This is a genomic window from Cupriavidus sp. 01L46 (assembly GCF_056399905.1).
In genome coordinates this window covers 1-16,102 of sequence record NZ_JBFTSF010000135.1, presented here as the reverse complement: position 1 = coordinate 16,102, position 16,102 = coordinate 1, and the positions used below count along the sequence as shown (strand labels likewise).

The 16,102-nt window shown below is 64.9% G+C and carries 16 protein-coding genes; 10 read left to right on the top strand and 6 right to left on the bottom strand.

Annotated features, from left to right (window positions below; genetic code table 11):
• Window positions 1–397 precede the first annotated feature (397 nt).
• Together AC1DS3_RS22530 and AC1DS3_RS22525 are read right to left on the bottom strand one after the other, a co-directional pair.
• On the bottom strand, window positions 398–2,584 hold the full coding sequence (locus AC1DS3_RS22530) for a TonB-dependent siderophore receptor (RefSeq protein WP_477127976.1): 2,187 nt from the start codon (window positions 2,582–2,584) through the stop codon (window positions 398–400).
• Window positions 2,585–2,850: 266 nt separating this feature from the next.
• Window positions 2,851–3,741, bottom strand: coding sequence for a LysR family transcriptional regulator (locus AC1DS3_RS22525; protein WP_477127975.1), 891 nt, complete (start codon window positions 3,739–3,741; stop codon window positions 2,851–2,853).
• Between the two features lie 100 nt (window positions 3,742–3,841).
• Between AC1DS3_RS22525 and AC1DS3_RS22520 the strand changes: the two genes are divergently transcribed.
• The 4 genes from AC1DS3_RS22520 (at window position 3,842) to AC1DS3_RS22505 (ending at window position 8,750) form a co-directional block, all read left to right on the top strand.
• On the top strand, window positions 3,842–5,395 hold the full coding sequence (locus AC1DS3_RS22520) for an AMP-binding protein (RefSeq protein ID WP_441640691.1): 1,554 nt from the start codon (window positions 3,842–3,844) through the stop codon (window positions 5,393–5,395).
• Between the two features lie 11 nt (window positions 5,396–5,406).
• Window positions 5,407–6,588, top strand: a complete 1,182-nt coding sequence (locus AC1DS3_RS22515; protein WP_441640692.1) for an acyl-CoA dehydrogenase family protein — start codon at window positions 5,407–5,409, stop codon at window positions 6,586–6,588.
• A 63-nt stretch (window positions 6,589–6,651) separates the two neighbouring features.
• Window positions 6,652–7,635, top strand: a complete 984-nt coding sequence (locus AC1DS3_RS22510; RefSeq protein WP_441640693.1) for a tripartite tricarboxylate transporter substrate binding protein — start codon at window positions 6,652–6,654, stop codon at window positions 7,633–7,635.
• A 17-nt stretch (window positions 7,636–7,652) separates the two neighbouring features.
• On the top strand, window positions 7,653–8,750 hold the full coding sequence (locus AC1DS3_RS22505) for a CaiB/BaiF CoA transferase family protein (protein WP_477127974.1): 1,098 nt from the start codon (window positions 7,653–7,655) through the stop codon (window positions 8,748–8,750).
• A gap of 20 nt (window positions 8,751–8,770) precedes the next feature.
• On the opposite strand, the gene AC1DS3_RS22500 is transcribed toward AC1DS3_RS22505, so the two are convergent.
• Complete coding sequence (locus AC1DS3_RS22500; RefSeq protein WP_477127973.1) at window positions 8,771–9,730, bottom strand: GlxA family transcriptional regulator; 960 nt, start codon at window positions 9,728–9,730, stop codon at window positions 8,771–8,773.
• 139 nt (window positions 9,731–9,869) lie between these two features.
• Here AC1DS3_RS22500 and AC1DS3_RS22495 point away from each other — a divergent pair, with 139 nt between their 5' ends.
• From AC1DS3_RS22495 to AC1DS3_RS22475, 5 genes are all read left to right on the top strand, one after another.
• The gene (locus AC1DS3_RS22495) at window positions 9,870–10,178 is read left to right on the top strand and encodes a DUF1272 domain-containing protein (RefSeq protein WP_441640696.1); all 309 of its coding nucleotides are present in this window, start codon (window positions 9,870–9,872) and stop codon (window positions 10,176–10,178) included.
• 107 nt (window positions 10,179–10,285) lie between these two features.
• On the top strand, window positions 10,286–10,627 hold the full coding sequence (locus tag AC1DS3_RS22490) for an FKBP-type peptidyl-prolyl cis-trans isomerase (RefSeq protein WP_441640697.1): 342 nt from the start codon (window positions 10,286–10,288) through the stop codon (window positions 10,625–10,627).
• An 89-nt stretch (window positions 10,628–10,716) separates the two neighbouring features.
• Window positions 10,717–11,913, top strand: a complete 1,197-nt coding sequence (gene fabV / locus AC1DS3_RS22485; protein ID WP_441640698.1) for an enoyl-ACP reductase FabV — start codon at window positions 10,717–10,719, stop codon at window positions 11,911–11,913.
• A gap of 17 nt (window positions 11,914–11,930) precedes the next feature.
• Window positions 11,931–12,296, top strand: a complete 366-nt coding sequence (locus AC1DS3_RS22480) for a glyoxalase superfamily protein (RefSeq protein ID WP_477127972.1) — start codon at window positions 11,931–11,933, stop codon at window positions 12,294–12,296.
• 39 nt (window positions 12,297–12,335) lie between these two features.
• On the top strand, window positions 12,336–12,623 hold the full coding sequence (locus tag AC1DS3_RS22475) for a DUF6881 domain-containing protein (RefSeq protein WP_150984935.1): 288 nt from the start codon (window positions 12,336–12,338) through the stop codon (window positions 12,621–12,623).
• A gap of 32 nt (window positions 12,624–12,655) precedes the next feature.
• Here AC1DS3_RS22475 and AC1DS3_RS22470 read toward each other — a convergent pair whose 3' ends face one another.
• From AC1DS3_RS22470 to AC1DS3_RS22460, 3 genes are all read right to left on the bottom strand, one after another.
• Window positions 12,656–12,982 (bottom strand): cupin domain-containing protein, encoded by a 327-nt coding sequence (locus AC1DS3_RS22470; RefSeq protein WP_441640700.1) that lies wholly within the window; start codon window positions 12,980–12,982, stop codon window positions 12,656–12,658.
• A 186-nt stretch (window positions 12,983–13,168) separates the two neighbouring features.
• Complete coding sequence (locus AC1DS3_RS22465; RefSeq protein WP_441640701.1) at window positions 13,169–14,413, bottom strand: glycosyltransferase; 1,245 nt, start codon at window positions 14,411–14,413, stop codon at window positions 13,169–13,171.
• A complete protein-coding gene (locus AC1DS3_RS22460; protein WP_477109615.1) occupies window positions 14,410–15,057 on the bottom strand; it encodes a TetR/AcrR family transcriptional regulator in 648 nt (215 codons plus the stop codon). The genes AC1DS3_RS22465 and AC1DS3_RS22460 overlap by 4 nt, the downstream gene beginning before the upstream one ends.
• Window positions 15,058–15,357: 300 nt before the next feature.
• On the opposite strand from AC1DS3_RS22460, the gene AC1DS3_RS22455 reads away from it, so the two are divergent.
• Window positions 15,358–16,102, top strand: a 745-nt coding sequence (locus AC1DS3_RS22455) for a serine hydrolase domain-containing protein (RefSeq protein WP_477127971.1), incomplete at its 3' end; no start/stop codon positions are given.

Genomic DNA, 16,102 nt, shown 5'->3' with positions numbered 1-16,102 from the left:
CAAATCATTCTTTGCTGAATAAAAACCGATGGCTATATTTTTCTTCGCGAAAATTCCCGAATGTAAAAACCAATTTTTGCGTCGAAAATCTACTCTGCCAGCCGAATCATACGCTTTACACCTTCAACAGAAGAACCATGTCCCATCGGTCAATGCCCGGTCCGTAGCCATCCGGCGTCACGTCCACGGGGACAAAGCCAAACCGGAGGTAGAACTAGAATCGCGGCGTGTTACCGTCGAAAAGACGCAGACAGGCGTCGCTATCAATGATTTTGTAAGGACGGATATTATCCATTTTTGCTCAAACTGAGACTTCCATTGGTGATACGCAAAGTGAGTATATCGATACCCTACGCGCAGCGCGCGATACTTGCTTCGGCAATTTCCAAACGGGCTCTTAAAACTGCACGGTGGCATTCGCCAGGAACGTGCGCGCCGCGCTCGGCAACACAAAGCCGCCGTACGTGGTAGTCCAGTAGCGGCGATCGAACACATTGTTGACCGCGGCCCGCAACGTCACCGTCTTGCCAGCGTAGCGCGTGGTGTACCTGGCGCTGAGGTCAGCGGTGGTGTATGACGGCACGTACTGGGTATTGGCCGCATTCACCCACATGGCGCCGGTAACCTTGGCGCCGGCAGCCAGCGTCAGGCCGCGCAGGAAGGGCGCATCGTACTCCACGCGGCCGCTGACGATGTAGCTGGGGGTGGCAAAGATGCGCTTGCCGTTGACCGCGGGATCGTCGATGCCGGTGGCCTTGGTGTCGAGCCACAGCACGCCGCCCATCACCCGCCAATCGCGCGCCACGCGCACCCAGCCGCTGGTATCCAGCCCGGTGTAGCGCTGAGTGCCGTCCTGCACGAAGACGTTGGCCGTATTGGTGTACTCGTAGCCGCGGTCGACGCGGAACAGCGCTACGCTGGCACCCCAGTCGCGCCGCTCGGTCTTGTAGCCGAGCTCATACTGCTTGCTCGTGAGCGGGCCGTAGACCTTTGGAAAGTTGGCGTTGGTGTTGCTGGCCGAGCCGCCTTGCTCAAGCGACTCCACATAGCTGACGTAAGCGGTGGAGTCATTGTCGGTCTTGACCATCAGGGCCACGGTGGGAGAGACCGGCTTGGCGCTGTAGCTCGCGGTGACATTGGCCGAACTGTTGAAATTGTCCTGGCTGAAATCGGTGTAGCGCAGGCCGGCCAAGACCGAGAAGCGCTGGGTGAACTGGATGGTATCGCTGGCGTAGACCGATTTCTGCGTAATCTTGTAATCACGGAACGGTACATACACCAGGCCGGAAGCCTGGTTGGTCAGCAGCGTCGGATTGTAGAGATTGTTCTCGCCCAGGAAGATGCCGTCGGTGGCGCCAACGCCTGCATCGTTTACGCGCACCTGGGACTGGTAGCCCATGCCGAACACCACGTCGTGCTGGATGCTGCCGGTGGAAAACCTGCCCTGCACCATGCCGTCATAGGCCTGGTAGTAAAACGCCGACTTCCAGTTGTACTGGGTGTCGGAGAAGTTGCCGGCGGCGTCGTTGACAAAGATGTAGCTGTCCCCGCTGAAGCGGCTCTCGCGCGCGAAGCGGTACTTGAAGCTGGTCTTCCACTTGTCGTTGATGCGGTAGTCCACGCCGGTGCCCACCGTGGTGGTCTCGGTCTCGTGGAAGCTGTAGGGCTGGACGAAGCGGCGCGAGACCCTGCTGGCATCGGCGATCGGCAGGCTGGCATCGAACCCCAGGCCAAACAGGGTGCCGTTGGTCTTGCGCTTCCAGTACATCACGTCGGCGTTCCATGTCAGGTCCGGCGTAATGCGGAAATCCGCGGCCAGCGACACCACGTCGCGACGCAGCCGCACGCCCGGATCGGCCGTGCGGCCTTCCTCAAAGGCCGCGTTGAGGCGATAGCCAAAGCGCTGGTCCGGCCCGAAGCGCCCGCCCAGGTCGATCTTCTCGCTCCACACGTTGTTGGCCTGGTAGCCCACGCTGAACTGGCGCAACGGCTCGTCGGTGGGGCGCTTGACCACATAGTTGATGATGCCGCCGGGGCTGCCAAAGCCGTACATGAAGCCCGACAGGCCCTTGAGCAGTTCTACCTGCTCGAACGGTTCCAGCGGCAGGTCGGTGTTCCAGGAGACAAAGTTCTGGCCGTCCACCTTGGTGCCGTTGAGCAGGTCGATGGCCATGCCGCGCACGGCGAAATAGGAGTTTTCGGTACGGCCGTTCTCGCCCAGGATGGACACCGCGGGATCGTACTTGAACACGTCGCTGGCGGTCTGCGCCATGCGGTCCTGGATCTCCTCGCTGCTTGCCGCCACCACCGAGAACGGCGTGTCGACAGGCTTGCGCTCACCCAGCGCCCCACCACCAATGCTCTCCACCTTGGCCGGCTCGGTCAGCCGCTCGGCCATGACGGTGGCCACGGGCAAGGTGGCATCGGCTTGCGTGGCTGCCGGCGTGGCGGTCTGCGCCAGGCTGGCGGCCGGCAGCGTGGCGAACGCGACGGTCAGGCCAAATACAGCGCTGGCAATGGGCGAAAGGCGGGGCATTGCCTGGCATGCGGCGGCGCGCAGCGGCAAGCGGCGGTGATTAGACATCGGCGGAAACGTCCTTGGGAAGGTTGGGTCTGGCGTGAACCTGGGCTGCAGCGTGGTGCGAAGCGTCAATCCAACCGTTAATACGGATACGAATACGAATACGAATACGAATACGAATGAGAATGGTTTGTTTTTGTATCACGAAGAAGGATGCCAGCTCAACGGCCGTAAGAAATTTCCCAAAGATTTGTACTCTGTACGCAACATAGGCCGGCAAGCCGGCCTATGGGATCTACGTGGCGTGCGCAAGCGCATTGCCAGGCAGGTCAGGCGCCCTGCTCGCGCACCAGCGCCGTCATGCGCTGCGCGAGCGGCGAGAGATAGGCGCCGGCCCGGGTGATCACGCCCACGCGCCGGCGCAGGTCCAGTTCTTCAAGCCCCAGGTCGAGCGGGCGCAGCCCGGTCGTCACCGCATTGGAATTCGTGCCCGATATGCTCAGCATCTGCGTGCCGCGCATCAGGTCGAAGAGCGAGGAGCTGCCAAAATCGGTCTCGATGCGCAAGTTCGGGGCGGCCAGCCCCTGCTTGCGGAACGCCGCGTCGACCTGCTGGCGCAAGATGATATGGGGCCCGGGCAGCAGCCAGTCCTGGCCGGCCAGATCCGCAGGGGTCAGCCTGCGGCGGCGCTGCAGCGGGTGCGCTTCATCGGCCACCACCACCAGCCGGTCGTCGAACAGTTCTTCCACCGCGAACTCGCTCGCGCGCTCCCTCGGTGTGGGGGCAATGGCAAGGTCCAGCTCGCCCGCAAGCAGCAGTTCCATGAGGTCCCGCGCCAGCAGCCGGCGCAGCCGCAGCCGCGCAACGGGCCGCTCCCGCAACAGTTGACGGCAGGCGTCCAGCACCAGGGCATTGGGGATCGAAGGCGAATAGCCCAGGCGCAGCATGCCCTGCTCTCCGGTGCGGATGCCTTGCATCTCCTTGAGCGCGTCGTCGAACTCCAGCCGGATGCGGCGCGCGCGCACCATGAATTGCATGCCCGCCTGCGTCGGGGTCATGCCATGGGCCGTGCGCTCGAACAAAGGCAGGCCGATCTGCGCTTCCACACGCTGCACCGCCTTGGTCAGGGCCGGCTGGCTGATGCCCAGCGACTCCGCGGCGCGGCCGATGCCGCCGTGCGCATCCACGGCCAGCACGTATTCAAGATCTCTCGTCTCCATCGCGACATTCCCGCTGGTTATGCCTTTATAGCTGGTACGGCATTGTAGTGATGCCCCGCATCTTACAGACTACGGCGAAGAACCATCAAGGAGACAACCCATGGGATTCGCTTTCTTCCTGCGCCGCGCGGCGCGCTACTGGGGGGATCACGCCGCCGTGCTTTACAACGACCGCGTGCTGACCTATCGCGAACTGGACGAGCGCTCGAACCGCCTCGCCAATGCGCTGCTGGCCCTCGGCCTCACCCGGGGCGATCGCGTGGCGATTCAATCACGCAACCGCCCCGAGCTGGTCGAGATCGAGTGCGCCCTGTACAAGGCCGGGCTCGTCAAGGCCGCGCTCAACCCGCGCTTCACGGCGGCGGAGGCATCGGATGTGGCCGAGAACTGTACGCCGCGCATCCTGTTTGCCGGACCTGGCTATACCGGCTACTCGCCGCAAACCGCGGGCTTTGGATCCGTGCAAACGTTCATCGCGATTGGCAAACCCGCGGACGGCTACGGCGACTACGAGGCCCTGCTCGCAGGCGCCAGCCCTGCGCCGCTCGACATCACGCCGCAGCCCGACGACCTCGCCGTCCTGCATTTTTCCTCGGGTTCCACCGGCAAGATCAAGGCCGCCATGCAGAGCTATGGCAACCGCCTGGCAGCGCTGCGCAAGATGCTGCTGAGCATGGACAAGCCGGCACGGCCCGGCGACCGCCTGGCACTGATCGGCCCCATCACCCACGCCTCCGGCATGCTGATGCAGCCGTATCTGTACACCGGCGCAACGTTGGTGCTGTTCGACAAGTTCGAGCCCGCGCATTTCCTGGCGGAGGTGGCCAGGCTGCGCCTCACCCATGTGTTCATGGTGCCGGCCATGATCAATATGCTGCTGACTGAGCCAACCCTGGCCAGCGCGGACCTGAGCAGCCTCAAGACCCTGGCCTACGGCGCCGCGCCGATGGCGCCCGCGCGCATCCGCGAGGCGTGGGAGCGCATCGGCCCCATCCTGTCGCAAGGCTATGGCGCGAGCGAGTCCACCTCCGGCGTGACCCGCCTCTCGACCGCCGATCATGCCGACGCCCTGGCGCACCGGCCCGAGCGGCTGGCGTCGTGCGGGCGGGCGCTTGGCGAAACGGAGGTGCGCGTGGTCGACGAACAGGGCCGCGAAGTGGCCGGCGACGACATCGGAGAACTGGTGATCCGCGGCGAGGATGTCTTCCACGGGTACTGGGGCGAGCCGGAGCTGACGCGCGAAGTGCTGGTGGACGGATGGCTGCGCACTGGCGACCTGGCGCGGGTGGATGAAGAAGGCTACATCTACCTGGTCGACCGCAAGAAAGACATGATCATCTCCGGCGGCTTCAATGTGTATCCGACCGAGGTCGAGGCCGCGCTTTACCAGCATCCGGACGTGATGGAAGCCTGCGTGATCAGCGTGCCCGACGACACCTGGGGCGAAAGCGTCAAGGCCGTCGTTGCCCTCAGGCCCGGCCGGCAAGGCACGGCGGAAGACCTCATCGCGCACTGCCGCGCGCGCATTGCCGATTACAAATCGCCACGAACCATCGACTTCGTCACCGAACTGCCCAAGAACGCGAGCGGGAAGCTCGCTCGCAAACTGGTGCGCGAGCCGTACTGGCAAGGCGTATCCCGTCGCGTGAACTAAGGAGAACCGCCATGTTCGACAACCTGACCAATCCCGTGCTGGTCGAGACCCGCGCCAGCATCCAGCGCTACATCCATGAAGAACTGCTGCCGCTGGAGCGCGAGCTGGGCCTGGGGTCCGAAGATGCCTGGCCGCGCGATGTGCTGCGCGGCGTGTGGCGCCGCTCCAGCGAGCTGGGGCTCTATGCCGCCTGCCTGCCCGTCGAGCTCGGCGGCAAGGGCCTGAACATCGCCGAGCAATGCGCGCTGAAGGCAGACCTTGCCGCCAGCGGCGCGGTGCTGGCGCCGCACGTGCTGGGCGACCTGGGCGGCCCGCCGCGCGTGGGCAATATGCTCAAGTACGCCACGCCGGACCAGCTTGCGCGCTACTTCCAGCCGGTCATCCGGGGCGAAAAATCCACTTGCTTCGCCCTGACCGAGCCGCATTCCGGCTCGGATGCCCAAAGCATCTCCACCACGGCCGTGGCGGACGGCAATGACCTCGTCATCAACGGCCGCAAGCACTACATCAGCGGCGCGCCGTTTGCCGACTTTGCCATCGTCATGTGCGTCACCGATGCCACCGTGTCCCCGCCCGCCATCACGGCCGTGCTGATCGACCTGGACCTGCCCGGTGTCAAGGTCAGCACCGAGTACGTGCCGATGTCGGGCCAGCATATCGATGGGGACATCGAGTTCGTCAATGTGCGGGTGCCGCGCGCCAATATCTTTGGCGGCGAAGGCAACGGCTTCAAGCTCGGCATGTCGCGCATCAACGTCAACCGGCTGCTGCACTGCCCTACCATGCTGGGCCTGGCGACCAAGGCCTATGCGTCCTCGCTGGAGTATGCCGGCCAGCGGCGCCAGTTCGGCGGGCCCATTGCGCGCTTCCAGGCCATCCAGCACATGCTGGCGGACATGGCTGCCGCGCTGTGGGCTTGCGAGAGCATGATCGCGCAAACCGCCGCGCTGGCGGACAGTGGCGCGGATCTTCGCGTGAAGGCCGCGGCGTGCAAGCTGTTCATCTCCGAGCGCTGCTTTGAGGTAGCCGACAAAGCCGTACAGATCCACGGCAACGTGGGCGTGACGCGAGGACATCCGGTGGAGCAGGCTTTCCGCAAGCTGCGCATGTTCCGGATCTTCACCGGCACCAGCGAGATCCAGCGCAATACCATCGCCCGCGCGATCCTTGAACCCATGCAGGCCAAAGCCTGAGCTGGCAGCGGTTGATCAAACCGACGCAGGCGAACTGCGCAGCCAAGAACTGGAGACACCCCCATGAAACGCCGAACCTGGCTCGCCACCGCGGGCGCAGCCGCACTTAGCAGCATGCTCACGCCGGTGCGCGCCGCCGCGCCCTACCCCAATCGTCCCGTGCGCCTGATCGTCCCGTTCCTGGCGGGCAGCGCGCCGGATAACATCGCACGCACGCTGTCGGCTGAACTGGCCCGCACGCTTGGCCAGCCGCTGGTCGTGGAGAACATGCCGGGCGCGGGCGGCGTGATCGGCGCGAGCGCCTTGAAGCGCGCCGCCGCGGATGGCTACACGCTGGGCATTCTCGCGAACACGCATGTGATCAACGTGCATCTGTACCGCAACATGCCATACGATCCCGTGCACGATTTCACCGCGATCACGGCGATTTCCGGCGGCCCTACCGCTCTCATCGTGCCTGCCGATGCGCCATACAAGACCGCCGGCGAGCTGATCGCCGCGCTCAAGCGCGCACCCGGCAAGCTCAACTACGGCTCGGGCGGCAAAGGCAGCATCGCGCATCTGGCGGTAGAGGCCTTGCTGCACCAGACCGGCACGCAGGCCGTGCACATCCCCTACAAGGGCGCGACGGAGATCATTACCGCCATGCTCAGCGGCCAGACCCAGTTCGGCATGCCGGTGCTGGGCACCGCGACCCAGTACCTGCGCAATGGCCAGGTGCGGGCGCTGGCGGTGTCGTCATCCGCACGCTCCGTCTATTTCCCGGAGGTGCCGACGCTTGCCGAGGTCCTGCCCCCCGGCCTGGCACTGGACAACTGGAGCGGCCTGTTCGCGCCCGCGCACCTGCCCGCCGAACTCACCCAGCGGCTCTTTGCCGCCGTCACGGAACTGCAGGCCAGCGGGCGCCTGGATGCGCAGTTGAAGGCCAACGCCGGGGAACTGCGCCGCAGCGCTTCCCCGTCGCAGTTCAACGGCATGGTGGCCGCGGATACCGCCCGCTACGGCAAGCTGATCCGCTCGATCGGCATGGACGGCGACGTCAGCTAAAGCACCGGGAACCGGCAATGAAACCAGAGTGGTCCTGCCTGAAGGACGTCAAGATCATTGATCTCAGCCAGCTCCTGCCCGGCCCGCACGCCACGACCCTGCTCATGCAGCTGGGCGCGGACGTGGTCAAGGTGGAGCAGCCGGGCACGGGCGACACCTCCCGCCAACTCGGGCCTGCCGTGTTTGCGCAGTTCAATCGCGGCAAGCAATCCGTCGCGCTCGACCTGAAATCCGACGAGGGCCGCGCGGCGTTCCTGAGCCTGGTGAAAGCGGCGGACGCCGTTGTCGAAGGCTTCCGGCCCGGCGTGATGCAACGCCTCGGCCTGGGCTATGACGCGCTCGCGCAAGTGAACCCGGCCATCGTGCTGTGCTCCGTGTCCGGGTTCGGCCAGACCGGCCCGTATGCGGACCATGCCGGCCACGACCTGAACTATCTCGCGCTGGCAGGTTACTGGTCCGTGCCGGTGCAGGTGGACGACAAGGTGTCCCGGCCACGCGTGCGCGCCTCCGACTACGCGGCCTCGGGCTATGCTGCGCTGGCGCTGGCCGTGGCGGTCATGAGCGCGCGGCAGCATGGACGGGGCCAGCATCTCGATGTGTCGATCCATGACGCCATCCTGTCATGGACCGCGCATGGCGCCTGGGCCGCGCGCGGGTACGAGGATCGCCCGCACGAATCGCCAACCGTCATGCCGGACAACGATATCTTCGAGACCAGCGACGGCCGCCATCTCGCCATGGGCATCCTGGAAAACAAGTTCTGGCTCAACCTGTGCGAGGCGATTGGTGCGGACTTTCCAGCGCTGCTCGATGCCCGGTTCACGTCGCGGCCCGGCCGCCAGCAGCACAAGCCGGAAGTGAACGGCCTGCTCAACGGGATCTTCCGGTCGCGGTCCCTCGCCCGATGGGCGGAAGTCTTCRCGCCCTTCGACCTGCCGTTCTCTCCCGCGCTCAGCGCGCAGGAGCTATTCGCGGACCCGCACGTCAAGGCGCGAAACATGGTGCGCGAGGTGCCCTCGGAGAACGCCATCGCGCTGAACTTCCCCGTCAAGTTTTCCCTTGGACTGCCCGCTAGCGACGATTACGTTCCCGCGCTTGGCGAACACAACACGTAGCACAGGGACATAGGGAGACATCAAGCCTGCGCCCGCCAGCGGGACGGCGGCAGCGCCTCCTCCTGCCGCCACGCGGCGCGGAACGCCTGCGGGCTGGCAAAGCCGCAGCKCTCCGCCACCAGGTCGACCGCCCAATCGCTGTCCTTCAGCAACCGGCGCGCCAGATCCAGCCGCAATTGCTGCTGGTACTGCTTGAGCGTGATGCCGCTCTCCTGCTGGAACAGCCGGGCCAGATGCCGGTAGCTCAGCGCGAAGCGGCCGGCTAGCTCGCTGTACGACAATGCGCAGGCCGGCTGCCCGGTCAGGAAATCCTGCACAGCGTGGATGAGCGGATGATGATGATTGCGGTAGCGCAGCTGCACGTCGAGCGCCGGATCCTGGCCCAGCCTGCGGAACGGCACGACGTTCTCGCGCGCGGCCTGGATCGCGGCGGCAGCGCCGAATGCCCGCCAGATCAGATGCAAGGCGAGGTCGATGCCCGCCGTCACGCCGGCCGAGGTCATCAGCGGGCCATCTTCGACCAGCACCCGGTTAGCCAGCACCCGCGCGTGCGGATGGCGTTGCTGCAATCGCGCCAGGTGCTCATGGTGCGTCGTGCAGCTGCGCCCGTCGAGCAAGCCGGCCGCGCCAAGCAGGAATGCGCCGGTGCAGACACTGGCCAGCGTCACCTCGCCAAGGCAGGGCCGCACCACGGCCTGAAGCCACTCGACGATCTGCCGATGCTCCGGCGTGGACAGCGCGCTGAACACCAGCTTGAAACCCACCACGATCACCACGTCGCCCGGCGCCAGCCGTGCCGGCAGCGGCTGCACCCCGCTCAAGGCCAGGCCTTGAAAGCTGGTTACCGTCTTTTGCGGCCCGACGCAGTGCAGCGCCAGCGGCGAAATCCCGAGCGCTGCCACGGAACCGAGCACCTGCATCGGCCCGCCGAGATCCAGCATGTGCACCTGCGGCGGCAGCACTAGGAAGATGCGTTTCATGGCTGTCCCTGCTCATTTATTTATGGGTGGCATGATTTTTACCATGCCTGTCATTTTTTCGAATTGCCGTGCGATTTCTCCGTCATTAGTATGGCAGTGGATTTACCAACATGACACGCCATAGCGGAGGAGAAAGAACATGCTGGAACTCAGGCCAAGCTGYGAGCACTGCAACAAGGCGCTTCCGCCAGCGTCGCTGGAAGCGCGCATCTGTAGCTATGAATGCACATTCTGCGCGTCATGCGTGGACGATGTCCTGGGCAATGTCTGCCCGAATTGCGGGGGCGGCTTCATGCCAAGGCCGATCCGGCCGTCGCGCAACTGGAAGGGCAACAACTTCCTGGGCAGCGATCCGGCGAGCACGAAAGCCAAGCACCGGCCGGTGGATCCGGCCACGCATGCGCAATTCTCAGCCGCCATTCGCGGGATGCCTCCCGAGCAACGATAGCCGCCCGATTGCAAAAATCCGTCCGCGCCCCTTCTGGTGACACTGCCATGGGATGTAAACTCTGCCTCCTCKGTCAATGCACCCATGACCATGAAAAAGAGCAGCGGATGAGCAACGAACTACAGGTTGAAGACATTCAACTCGGCGACGGCAAGGCGGTGGTCAAAGGCGCCTTGATCACCACCCAGTACAACGGCTACCTGGAGGACGGCACCCGGTTCGACTCTTCCTACGATCGCGGCAAGCCCTTCCAGTGCGTGATCGGCACCGGGCGCGTGATCAAAGGCTGGGACCTGGGGCTGATGGGCATGAAAGTCGGCGGCAAGCGCAAGCTCCATGTCCCCGCCCACCTTGCTTATGGCGAGCGGCAGGTCGGCGCCCATATCAAGCCAAACTCGAACCTGGTCTTCGAGATCGAGTTGCTGGAAGTGCTAACGCGGGACGATTGATACAGGCGCCCAGCCAAGCTGGCGCGTGCAGGAGGCCGGGGTTCCGCCGGGGTTCCATTACAATCCACCAAAATTGCAAGGAACCCACCATGATCATCGGACCCCGCGTGCGCGGCTTTATGTGTGTCACCGCCCACCCCGCCGGCTGCGAAGCCAACGTCAACCAGCAGATCGCCTACGTGAAGGCACACGGCCCGGTCGCCAACGGACCCAAGAAGGTCCTGGTCATCGGCGCCTCCACGGGCTATGGGCTTGCCGCTCGCATCACGGCAACGTTCGGTTGCGGCGCCGACACGCTCGGCGTGTTCTTCGAACGCGCCGGCACCGAGAGCAAGCCTGGCACCGCGGGCTGGTACAACACGGCGGCGTTTCACAAGGCGGCAACGGCAGAAGGCCGCTATGCCATGAGCATCAATGGCGATGGCTTCTCCGACGAGATCAAGCAGCAAACCATCGACATCATCAAGCGCGATCTCGGCCAGGTCGACCTGGTCGTCTACAGCCTTGCTGCGCCGCGGCGAAAGCACCCGAAGACGGGGGAAATCTTCAATTCCACGCTCAAGCCCATAGGCAAGGAAATCCGGCAGCGCGGCCTGGACACCGACAAGGAGGTGATCAAGGAAATCAACCTGCTGCCGGCAACGCAGGAAGAGATCGATCACACGGTCGCCGTGATGGGCGGCGAAGACTGGCAAATGTGGATCGATGCCCTGCTCGCCGCCGGCGTGCTCGCCGACAACGCAAAGACCACCGCGTTTACCTACCTGGGCGAGAAGGTCACCCACGACATCTACTGGAACGGCTCCATCGGCGCCGCCAAGAAAGACCTGGACCAGAAGGTGCTGGACCTGCGCGGCAAGCTGGCCGCCACCGGCGGCGACGCCCGCGTGGCGGTGCTCAAGGCCGTGGTGACCCAGGCCAGCTCCGCCATCCCGGTGATGCCGCTGTACCTGTCGCTGCTGTTCAAGGTCATGAAGGAAACCGGCACCCACGAAGGCTGCATCGAGCAGGTCTACTCGCTCTACCAGGACTGCCTGTACAGCCAGTCGCCACGCCAGGATACGGAAGGCCGCCTGCGCACGGATGAGAAGGAACTCAGCCCGGATGTCCAGGCCCGCGTGACGCAGTTGTGGGACCAGGTCACCGACGACAACATCTACGCGCTCACCGATTTTGCGGGCTACAAGGCGGAGTTCCTGCGCCTGTTCGGATTCGGCATCGACGGCGTGGACTATGCAGCCGACGTGAATCCCGCCGTGGAGATTCCCAACCTGGTCGAAGCGTAAGCCGCAGGCACAACGCCATGAACCTGTCCCCCGCCATCCCCATCATCCGGATCTTCTCGGTCGAGAAGGCCAAGGAATTCTATCTGGACTATCTTGGCTTTTYGCTCGATTGGGAGCATCGTTTCGGTGAGGAATTTCCGCTCTACGCCCAGGTGAGGCGATCCGGCCTGACGCTGCACCTGAGCGAGCACCATGGCGACGCCACGCCGGGTTCGACGGTGTTCGTCCCCGTGGAGGACATCGATGCCCTGCATCGCGAACTGGATGCCAGGCAGTATCGCTATGCAAAACCAGGCATCGACGTGGTGGGCTGGGGACGGCAGTTGCAAGTCGCGGATCCGTTTGGCAACCGCCTGCGGTTTTGCGAGCTATCCAAGGACTAGGTTTTTGTTTGGCGACACGCGGCTTGAGGGGAGACCCCGATGGAATACATCGACGTCATCTGGCGGCACGAACTTCCCTCCGAGCCGGTTCGGCTCGTGTCGGAGCTTGACGGCGCACGCTTCGAAACCAGGAAGCTGGAATTCTTCCGGGATGGAACCGTTGGCTTCGCGAGCACCGGCGCGGCGACGGGCAGCACCAATCTCGGGCTGGTGCCGGTTCCCGGCCTTGCCGAGATCAACGCGGATCCGGAGTTCGACGGCACGGCGATGACACCGGAGGAATTTGAGGTCCTCTGGCTATTGCACGCGCGTCCGGCAAAGCACTGAGCGTTTCCTGGCGACGCCGGCTATGGCACCTGCTACAGCAGCACCAGCGTCACCAGCAGCGACGCGTTGCTGATCGCCGTCACATCGTGCATCACGTTGGATTCCAGATAGACCAGGTCGCCCTGGCGCAACAGCCGGTGCGCGCCCTCCACGCCGATATCGACCTCCCCTTCCAGGCATTGCACCGTGATTGGCCCGGCTACCGCATGGGCCGGCATATGCTTGCCGGCGGTCAGCACCAGGCGCATGACCTCCAGGCGGCTTTCCTTGAAGAAGGCGGTATTGGGTGTCTTCGCGAGACGCTCGCCTAGCGGCAGCACGCTGGCCACCTGGCCGGAAGCTAGATGAGGCAAGGACATGGGCGGCTCCTCTGGTGTGAACGGCGTGAGCGAGGTGAACGACGTGAGCGATGTGGGGCGTGGCGGGCACTTCAGCGCGAAGCGCCTCGCTCCGGACAATCCATTCTAGTCGTGCCCGCCAGTGATCCGGAAATTAGCGGACACGGAAAAACCCCGATACCAGGCCGCCMGCGGACCCCAGTAACATCAGGTGCCATCCCGCATCATGGCCTCGATGGCCGAGACCGCATCGGCCAGGCCGTTTTCGCCCGCCATCCTGGCGCCGAGCTCGCGCGCCCGGGAACGGGCTTCGGCGCCCTGGGCGAACGCGATGGCGCGCGCGAGTGCCGAAGCTTGCAGGTGCTTTCCGTTCACGGCTTCACCGGCCACGCCGGCCAGCCTGAGCCGGTCCGCCCAGAAGAACTGGTCACCCGCGAACGGCACCACCACCGAAGGCACGCCCGCCCGCGCGGCGCAATGGGTCGTGCCGGAGCCGCCGTGATGGACAACGAGCGATGTCCGGGGAAACAGCCAGTCGTGCGGCGTGTCGCCAAGCACATGCACATTCGCCGGCAGCCCGGCGGTATCCACCCCGCTCCACCCGGGATAGAACAGCGCCCGCTGTCCTGCGCACGCCGTGATCACCGCGTCCAGCATCTTCTGCCGATCGAACCCCGCCATGCTGCCGAAGCCGAAATACATCGGCGGCTCCCCTGCGGCGAGGAAATCCGCAAGCGGCTGCGGCGCGGTCCAGTCCGGTGACGGCGCGATCCATTGGCCGCAGACACGCGCCGCATTGCCCGGCCAGTCCGCCGGCCGGGGTAACAGGCTGGGCGAAACCCCGTATAGCATCGGATGCCGGGTCCACAGCTGCCGCCGCGGCGGCAGCCCGCATACGGCCGCGCGCGCCGCGTTGGTCTGCTTGCGAAATGCCCGCCACAGCATCCCGTTGACGAAGTGGTGGCTCGTGCGGTTGAGCCAGCCCGGCAGCCGCGCCTGCGCCAGGAACGGCGAGGCGAAGTCCGCCGTCGGCGTGATCGGGATCAGCCCGGTGCCGATCGCCTTCACGCCCAGATGCTCGGCAGCCGACAAGCCGGCAAAAGCCGCCAGGCCCGAGACGAGGATGGCATCGCAGCCAGCGCCCGCCGCCGCCACGATCTCCCGCAGCCATGCCTCGGCATTGGCATTGGCAATGCGCGCCAGCGCGCTCGCCGTGCTGGTGAAGCCGCCATTGCGCGCCACCACGCCGGAGATCGCAAGCTCCGGCTGCAACGCGCCCTTGATGTCCCCCGCCAGCGCGGTTGCCGGAACACCAAGGACCCTGGCCGTGCCAAGCGTTGCGCCATCGGCAAGTAGCCGGGCCTGGTGGCCGGCATCCATCAATGCGCGGCACAGTGCGGCCAGCGGGCGGGCGTCGCCCTCCGTGCCATAGGTTGCGACGATGAAATTCATGGCGTCTTGCGGCTCCTTGCACGTGGCGCCAGCGGGCGGGCGCTTCCCTCCACGAACAGTGTCACCACCACCGCGAACTCCTCGCGCAGCGTGAGTCCCGGCAAGCTCAGCCAGCGCATCAGCGCAGCGAGATAGAGGTGATGGAAAAGCGACGCCAGATGCGCCGCGCCGATATCGTCCCGCAGTTCGCCCGAGCGCTGGCCCAAGGCGATCAGCAGCCCGAAGACATCGGTCATGTCGCTGGCCCCGGCGGCCTCTTGCGCGGGCGGGGCAGCATCAAGACTCAGGAAACGAAAGCGGAGGTAAGGAGAAAGGTAGGCGCGATGCCCCTCGCACCAGGCGGCGGACGCATCGAGCAGCAGCGCCAGCGCCGGCCGGAAGCTTGCCTGCTGCTCGACCTCGGGCTGCAGATGCGCCAGATCGGCCGCCAATTGCATGTGGATCCAATGCGCGAGCACGGATTCCTTGGTTGGGAAATGGTTGTAGAGCGTTCCCTTGGCAACGTCGGCCTCGGCCGCGATCTGCTCCATCGTCACGGCGTCATACCCCTGCGCCTCGAACAGGCCCATGGCAGTCTGGGCAAGAAGATCCAGCGTTTGCGCGCGCTTTCGGGCGCGGCGGCCCGGCATGTCGGGGTCGGCCATCTCATCCATATAAATGAACGAAGAACATTATTGAACTACGTTCAAAATATCGTAGCGCGATCCTGGCGGTAAATCAATCCGGCTGGGAACCGTGCGGGATCGCGCTGCATCCTGCCCGTCGCGCCGCCACAACACACCCTCCTTAGTGGCGATAACAGTTTGCCGGGCCGGTGCTAACGTCTGGCGCACGCAGCGATTCCGATTCCCGGATTCCCGCGGGCGATCCGGCGCGCAACGCGCAACGCAAACCGCGCCGGTCTCCAATAAGCCATGCCATTGCAGAGACAAGGATCCCGCGCCATGCTCAGTGATTTCGATGATCTCGTCCAGGCGTCGATGCAAGAATGGAAGGTACCAGGCCTTGCGCTCGCCATGATCCGGGATGGCGAAACGGTGCTGGCAAAAGGCTATGGCGTGCGCGACACCGGCGACACCGAAGCGCCGTTGCCCRTGACGGCGGACACCCAGTTCCTGCTGTGCTCGCTCACCAAGTCTTTCACCGCCGCCGGGCTTGKCCTGCTGGTGGACGAGCGCAAGCTCGACTGGACCCGGCCCGTGCGCGACTACATACCGGAGTTTCGGCTGCACGATGCGGTTGCGACCGAGCGCGTGACCGTGCGGGACTTGCTTTGCCATCACAGCGGCGTCCCGCGCCACGACTGGATCCACTCGCCGGGCGACCTGTCCATGGCGCAGATCCTGGCGGCCTTGCGCCATCTGGAGCCGAGCCGGGACGTGCGCGAGGCCTACCAGTACCAGAACCTGGGGTATCTCGTGGCCGGGCATATCGCGGAGCGCATCAGCGGGCAGCGCTGGGAGGATTTCACCACCGAACGCCTACTCCGTCCGCTGGGCTTCGCGCACTTCGGGCTATCCATCGAAGCGCTCGCCGCCGCGCCAAACCATGCGCATCCGCACATCATGCAAGGCGACGAACGCCAGCGGGCGATGCTGACGCCTATCCGTGCCCTGCCCGCCGGCGGACTCAATGCCTGCGTGTCGGACCTGGCGAAGTGGATGCGCTTGCTGATCGATGAAGGCACCG

Coding starts and splice junctions, on each gene's coding strand:
- fabV (WP_441640698.1), top strand. CDS start 10,717: ATGATCATCGGACCCCGCGTGCGCGGCTTTATGTGTGTCACCGCCCAC.
- AC1DS3_RS22515 (WP_441640692.1), top strand. CDS start 5,407: ATGTTCGACAACCTGACCAATCCCGTGCTGGTCGAGACCCGCGCCAGC.
- AC1DS3_RS22530 (WP_477127976.1), bottom strand. CDS start 2,584: ATGTCTAATCACCGCCGCTTGCCGCTGCGCGCCGCCGCATGCCAGGCA.
- AC1DS3_RS22490 (WP_441640697.1), top strand. CDS start 10,286: ATGAGCAACGAACTACAGGTTGAAGACATTCAACTCGGCGACGGCAAG.
- AC1DS3_RS22470 (WP_441640700.1), bottom strand. CDS start 12,982: ATGTCCTTGCCTCATCTAGCTTCCGGCCAGGTGGCCAGCGTGCTGCCG.
- AC1DS3_RS22460 (WP_477109615.1), bottom strand. CDS start 15,057: ATGGCCGACCCCGACATGCCGGGCCGCCGCGCCCGAAAGCGCGCGCAA.
- AC1DS3_RS22525 (WP_477127975.1), bottom strand. CDS start 3,741: ATGGAGACGAGAGATCTTGAATACGTGCTGGCCGTGGATGCGCACGGC.
- AC1DS3_RS22465 (WP_441640701.1), bottom strand. CDS start 14,413: ATGAATTTCATCGTCGCAACCTATGGCACGGAGGGCGACGCCCGCCCG.
- AC1DS3_RS22520 (WP_441640691.1), top strand. CDS start 3,842: ATGGGATTCGCTTTCTTCCTGCGCCGCGCGGCGCGCTACTGGGGGGAT.
- AC1DS3_RS22475 (WP_150984935.1), top strand. CDS start 12,336: ATGGAATACATCGACGTCATCTGGCGGCACGAACTTCCCTCCGAGCCG.
- AC1DS3_RS22510 (WP_441640693.1), top strand. CDS start 6,652: ATGAAACGCCGAACCTGGCTCGCCACCGCGGGCGCAGCCGCACTTAGC.